At 43.7% G+C, this 6,144-nt stretch carries 5 protein-coding genes; all 5 read right to left on the reverse strand.

Annotation, left to right across the window (positions count from 1 at the left end; genetic code table 11):
- Positions 1 to 119: 119 nt before the first annotated feature.
- Positions 120 to 1,157 carry an MtaA/CmuA family methyltransferase gene (locus F7C14_RS10410; RefSeq protein WP_290902631.1) on the reverse strand — a complete coding sequence of 346 codons (1,038 nt, stop codon included), beginning with the start codon at positions 1,155 to 1,157 and terminating at the stop codon, positions 120 to 122.
- Between the two features lie 108 nt (positions 1,158 to 1,265).
- Positions 1,266 to 1,790: a hypothetical protein gene (locus F7C14_RS10415; protein ID WP_290902633.1), complete on the reverse strand. Its 525-nt coding sequence runs from the start codon at positions 1,788 to 1,790 to the stop codon at positions 1,266 to 1,268.
- Positions 1,769 to 4,231: a DNA mismatch repair protein MutS gene (gene mutS / locus F7C14_RS10420; protein ID WP_290902634.1), complete on the reverse strand. Its 2,463-nt coding sequence runs from the start codon at positions 4,229 to 4,231 to the stop codon at positions 1,769 to 1,771. The genes F7C14_RS10415 and mutS overlap by 22 nt, the downstream gene beginning before the upstream one ends.
- Positions 4,232 to 4,370: 139 nt before the next feature.
- A complete protein-coding gene (locus F7C14_RS10425) occupies positions 4,371 to 4,922 on the reverse strand; it encodes a DJ-1/PfpI family protein (protein WP_290902636.1) in 552 nt (183 codons plus the stop codon).
- A gap of 38 nt (positions 4,923 to 4,960) precedes the next feature.
- Positions 4,961 to 6,144, reverse strand: a 1,184-nt coding sequence (locus F7C14_RS10430; protein WP_290902638.1) for a phenylalanine--tRNA ligase subunit alpha, incomplete at its 5' end; no start/stop codon positions are given.

Below are 6,144 nucleotides of genomic sequence, written 5' to 3' on the forward strand. Positions count from 1 at the left end.
CCAACTTCCAAAGCCTCCTTCGCAGCCTCCCTCACGAGATCTTCGTCGAATTCAACGACTCCCCTCTTCAACTTCTCCAAAATTTCCTTTCTCTTAGCCTCGTCAACCATTCTACCACCTCACTGGAGTTTTCCAAATTCCTTAACAGCCTCAACAAACGTGAGCATGTTCTCCTTTGAGACGGTAGGCCAAATATCGCAACCCGGCCAAACGCTGCTAACTCCACCATCTATAGCCTTCTTAACAGCATTCCTTATATCCTCAGCAGTCCCGAGAACGAGCGTTCCGTAGGGATCTATGTTTCCAAAAATTATGGCTTCTTCACCGAGCTTTTCTCTTGTTTTAGCCACGTCATTCTTCTGTTCAACGCTTATCGCTGTCGCTCCGCTCTGCCACATTAATTCGACTATCATGTTCGTGTCTCCGCAAATGTGTAAAACTGTCGGCTCTTTCAGTTTTGAGAAAAGCTCTTTTAGATGGGGTAAAATCAAGTTCTTAAACATTCTTGGGCTCAAAACGTCCGTGGGAGCTCCCATCTCCCTAACCGTCAGGTAATCTATACCGGCATCTTGGTAAATTCTACCAAGCTCAACTAAGAAGTCTGTGAGCTGGGAGAGCAGCTCGTTTATTCTGTCGGGATTCTTGAAAGACATTTTCAGAAGCTTCTCCAGATCCATTATCTGTCCGGCCAATGTATAGGGTCCGAGGATGTAAGTTGCAACAGGCACCTCCTCTCCAACTTTTTTCTGCATGATTTCCAAGGCTTTTAAAACGAGCGGAACTCTGCCCTTTTCCTCTATCTTCTCGGGAACGTTCAAATCTTCCGGTTCATTTATAGCTTTTTTCTTCACCGTCGGGTATACTATGTCCTCCTTGCTCTTGTGGGTGTAGAAGTTCATTTCAGCTCCGAGAACTTCAGCTTCTACACCGAGATCGAAGGGAGCTACTGCGCATTCGAATCCGTATAGCTCGTAACTCGTGCAGGCAGCGTTAGCCATCTTTTCCGCATCAAGGTGAATTTCGTAAAAGGCGTAGTCGTACTTCTTCAAACCTTCCACCGTCACATTACCCATACCGCTGAAACACGCCAACCTGTCTGGTTTTTCTTTCGAGAAAATTTTCTTAACCCTCTCCTTCGGCGTCATGTTTACACCCAATTAATCATGGTAGAATACCATATTTAAACTTTTTTCCATTTAGCTGAACATCATCCAAATATTAACACAAATGTTGGATTATTGTTTGAAAGTTTTCTCAGTGATAATCTAAAGCAGCCTCCTCAACTCCCCACCAAAAGATGAGTAGACTTCCACATCGCCAAGATTTAAAACCTCCTTCCTAAGCTCTTCATCAAGTTCAAAGCCCACAAGCCCGAAAACGAATTTAAGCTTTCTTCCCGTAAATATGGGACTCTCTAAGAGTTTATCCTTAACTTTCCCCAACTTTTTAACCTTCCTCAGGAAGTTCTTCTTATCCTTCTCCACCTCAATTATCAAAACGCTGTCGTCGCTTATCACCACAGCATCTGGTCTCACTCCGAATTTGCTGAGCTTTGTCTTCTCGCTTTCAAGGTAGTGAGCTCCGTTGAACATCTCAAGAAGCTTAATCTTCACGTCGTAGTGGGAAAGGCTTTCGCTTCCCTTCTTTTCAAACCCTTCAAGCTCCCTGATAGAAATTTTAAGCCTTTCTATAGCTTCCTCCAGCGTTTTAACTCTTAGAAGAGATTGAATTTCCTCAAGCTCTCTGACGATACACTCAAGTCTTTCCTTCAGCTCTTCAATTCCCTGCATTTTCTTACAATCCTCTCAAGTTCTACCAAAGCCTGAACGGGAGTTAAATTCATGACATCAATTTTTGAGATCTCCTCAACTATCTCGGGCACTTCTCCGTTAACGTTTTTGGAATTCAAAATTTCGTAAGCTCTTTCAACGACTCTTCTTGGTAAATTCGCCATTTCCGCAATCTTTATTCCGTAGCTCTCCTTTGAAAATCCCCTTCTAATTTTCCTGTCGAACTCAACTCTCCCGTTCTCCTCCTTAAGCCTGAAATGATAGTTCTTCACTCCAGAAAGCTCGTTTTCGAGCTTCGAAAGTTCGTGATAGTGAGTTGCGAAAAGAACTTTAGCTCCGAGTTCGTGCAGGTATTCTACTATAGCCCAAGCCAAGCTCAAACCTTCTTTAGTTCCCGTACTCTTTCCGACTTCGTCAAGAAGAATTAAGCTTCTTTTTGTTGCGTTGTTTAAAATTCTCCCGATTTCGAGCATTTCTACCATAAACGTGCTCCTTCCTCTCGTTATATCATCAACAAGCCCGATCCTCGTGAAAATCTTGTCCACAATTCCTATAACAGCATAGCTTGCCGGTACGAAGCTTCCTATCTGAGCGAGAATTGTTATCAACGCTACCTGCCTCAAATACGTGGATTTCCCGGCCATATTGGGACCGGTTATTATTAAAATTCTGCTGTTTTCCGTCAGATTCACGTCATTCGGAACGAACTTCGTCGTTATTTCAACAGCCGGATGTCTTCCATCTCTGATGATTATATCAAAGCCTTCGTTCACCTTTGGGCGGGTATAATTGTAGAGGGTAGCTACTTCAGCCAGCGAACAGAGAACGTCAAGCTCAGCGATTCTTTCAGCAGAATCTTTAACTTTTTCAGCGTGCCTGACCACTTCTCCTCTTATTCTCTCGAAAATCTCCTGCTCAAGAGTTCTTATTCTCTCCTCGTAAGCTAAAATCTTCTCCTCCCTATCTTTTAATTCCGGAATCGTGAACCTTTCAGCGTTAACGAGAGTTTGCTTTCTAATGTAATACCTCGGCAGATTCTTAGCCTTGCTCTTTGGAATCTCTATGTAGTAGCCGAAAACGTTGTTGTAGCCAACCTTCAGATTTTCTATTCCAGTCCTCTTCCTTTCCCTCTCTTCCAATCTTTTTATGAACTCCTCATGCTCTCTCTTCTCCTTTCTCAGTTCGTCAAGCTCTTCATCGAACCCCTCTTTGATCACCCCTCCATCTTTTACGTTTGCTGGAGGGTCTTCCACTATCGCCTTCTCTATTAAGGAACATAGCTCTTCCATTGGGTTCATCCCGTAAACAAGATCTCTAAGCTTTTTAGATTGAAAATCGAATTTCTTAAGCTTTCCAACAGCTTTTAGAGAATTCTTCAAAGCTACGAGATCTTTGGGATTAGCTTTCCCGAGTTCAAGCCTCGTGATTATTCTTTCGAGATCGTAGACTTCTTCAAGAGTTTCTCTCAGCACTCTCCTAACAAATGATTTCTCTTTCAACTCTTCAACGGCATCAAGCCTCCTTTCGATTTCCGTTATGTCTAAAAGAGGTCTCTGAAGCCATTTCTTCAACAACCTACTTCCCATCGCCGTTACCGTTTTGTCTATAACATCAAGCAAAGTTCCCCTCTTGCTCCCATCGACAAGGTTTCTGAATATTTCGAGGTTTCTGATTGTCGTTGAATCGAGAATCATGTACTCGGATCTTTCCAGTTTTTGAAGCTTCAAGGTCGGTTTGGAGAAAAGAAGTGAGTTTTTAGCGTAGTTTAAAACTGCTCCGCAAGCTAAAATTTCCTCTTCGCTCAACTCCAGAGTTTGAAAGTTCGCAACATCTTTTAAAACTTCTAAGGATCTCTTTAGGTTAAACTGCTCATCTTCAATTCTCCTAACGTTTTTTACGAGCTTTTCCAACTCCTCAATTTCCTCGAAGCTTTCCGGAATTAAGCATTCCACTGGGGAATATTTGAGAACTTCGCAAATTGCCTCATCAACGTTTTTAACGCTCGTAACGAAAAATTCTCCAGTGGAAACATCAAGGAAGGCGAGAGCAACTTTATCTCTCTTGAAGAGAGCCATTAGGTAGTTGCTTTCCGTGGTTAGTAACTCCTCCTCCACAACGGTTCCGGGGGTTATTACCCTCACGACCTCTCTCCTGACGAGCTTTTTGCCAGTGGGCTCCTCAACCTGCTCGCAGATTGCAACTTTGTAACCTTTTTCTATGAGCTTTTTTATGTAGGAGTAAGCCGCATGGTGCGGGACGCCGCACATCGCATGCTTTTTGTCCCTTGAAGTTAGCACGATTCCAAGTTCCTTAGATGCAATTCTCGCATCATCATCAAAAAGCTCGTAGAAGTCTCCGACTCTGAAGAATAGTAAAGCGTCTTTGTACTTCTGCTTAATTCTGTAGTACTGCTCCATCATCGGAGTTAACTTCTCGCTCATTTCCCATGATTATGTTCGACACAAAATATAAAGATGTATCGTTGAAGTTCTTCGATCGTCTTGCAATTATACTAATAGATTATCTTTACGTAGATGACTCTTCTCGAAAAAATAAAAAATACTGTCTTTTTGGAAAAAATCATTTCTTGAGTAACTTTATGAATTCCCTCATCAAAGCCGGCAAATCTGGCCAAGCTCTGCTTGTAACTAAGTTTCCGTCCACGACGACTTCCTCATCTTTGTACTCGGCTCCACAAGAAATCAAATCGGGCTTTACTGCAAGGTAACAGGTTGCCCTCTTTCCCTTTAAAAGTCCATATGCTGCGAGAATCTGAGGGCCGTGGCATATTGCAGCTACCGGTTTGTTGGCTTCAAAGAAGTGCTTTACTATCTTTTCAAGCTCTGGATACGTTCTTATGTACTCAGGCGCCCTTCCTCCCGGAATGTACAATCCGTCGTAATCTTCTGGCTTCACTTCGGCGAAGGTCAAATCCACCCATCTGAAAATGTAACCCTTCTTTTCGGTGTAGGTTTCCCATCCCTCTTCGAAATCGTGAACGACTGTGTTCAGCTCCTTTTTGCTTGGAGCTGCAACATGCACTTCGAACCCCTCTTCTTTCAGTCTGTAGTACGGATAGAAGATCTCCAAAGCCTCCACGGCATCCCCCGCTACAATCAAAACTTTAACCATACGTAAAATTGTAATGTTGAAGCTTATAATCGTTTTGTTTATCTTTTTATAGCCGGTAAGTTCCTCAACCACCCTAAGTCCGGATTGTAGAGCATTCTCAAGTCCTTCATTCCCAGCCTGAGCATCGCAAGCCTTCCAATCCCAAGTCCCCAGGCGAGAACTTTACCCTTTATCCCCAACGGCTCGGTCACCTCTTTTCTGAATATTCCAGCCCCTCCGAGTTCGATCCAGCCCAATCCCTCCACGTAAACTTCCGGCTCGACGCTCGGCTCGGTATAGGGGAAATATCCCGGACGGAATCGGACGTCTTCAAAACCCATTTTGAGGAAGAATTCTCTCAACAAGCCGAGCAAATCCTTGAATCCAACGTTTTCGTCAAGAACGACCCCTTCAAGCTGGTCGAATTCCGGTAAATGTGTCGCGTCTATAGCTTCTCTCCTGTAAACTCTGTCTATGCAGAAAGCCTTAACCGGCGGTTCGGGGTTCATCGCTAAGTAGTGGATCGTTATCGCCGTCGTGTGAGTTCTTAACACAAGCTGCCTCGCTTTGTTTATGTCCCATTTTCCTCCCCAGCCTTTAGAACCGGTAATCCATCCATTTTCGTGGGTCTCCTTAACCTTGTACGCAAGCTCCTCGTCGATATCGACGTACTTGTCGAGGTAGAAGGTGTCCTGCATTTCCCTTGCCGGGTGGTCTTGAGGTTGGAATAAAGCGTCGAAGTTCCAGAAAGCGGATTGAACGTAGTGTCCTTTTATCTCCGTGAAGCCCATCTCCAAGAAAATCTTTCTGCATTCCCTGATTATCCTCTCGTAGGGGTGAACTTTAGCCGTGAAAACCTCTCTGGCCGGGATTTTTATGTCGTATTCCAAAAACTCCTTACCTTTCCACCCGCCACTTATCAAAAGCTCTGGGGTGAGATCCGCTATTTTTTCCTTTAACTCGACTTCAGGTTTAGAGACTACTTCAATCAGAATTTCCTTAGCTTCTTCCTCTTTAACGAGCTTCCTTCTTATAAGGTCTTTCAAAAGTTTTTCATCAACTTCAGCAGTTCTATTTTCGTAAATTTCATTTAAAACAGCTCTTTCTTTAAACTCCGGCTTTGAAACGAGCTTCACAACGCCGTCCTCAATTTTAATCGCTCCCTTCCTTCTCAACCAGCCGAGGGCTATTTTCAACTCCCCTTTGCCAAGCTTCCTCTCAAGCTCTGAAATATCCTTAGAGC

Origin of the sequence: Ferroglobus sp. (genome assembly GCF_015521575.1) — an archaeon.
Taxonomy (GTDB): domain Archaea; phylum Halobacteriota; class Archaeoglobi; order Archaeoglobales; family Archaeoglobaceae; genus Ferroglobus.

Excerpts from the sequence above, each read along its gene's own strand:
- F7C14_RS10415 (WP_290902633.1), bottom strand. The coding sequence starts at position 1,790 with ATGCAGGGAATTGAAGAGCTGAAGGAAAGACTTGAGTGTATCGTCAGA.
- mutS (WP_290902634.1), bottom strand. The coding sequence starts at position 4,231 with ATGAGCGAGAAGTTAACTCCGATGATGGAGCAGTACTACAGAATTAAG.
- F7C14_RS10425 (WP_290902636.1), bottom strand. The coding sequence starts at position 4,922 with ATGGTTAAAGTTTTGATTGTAGCGGGGGATGCCGTGGAGGCTTTGGAG.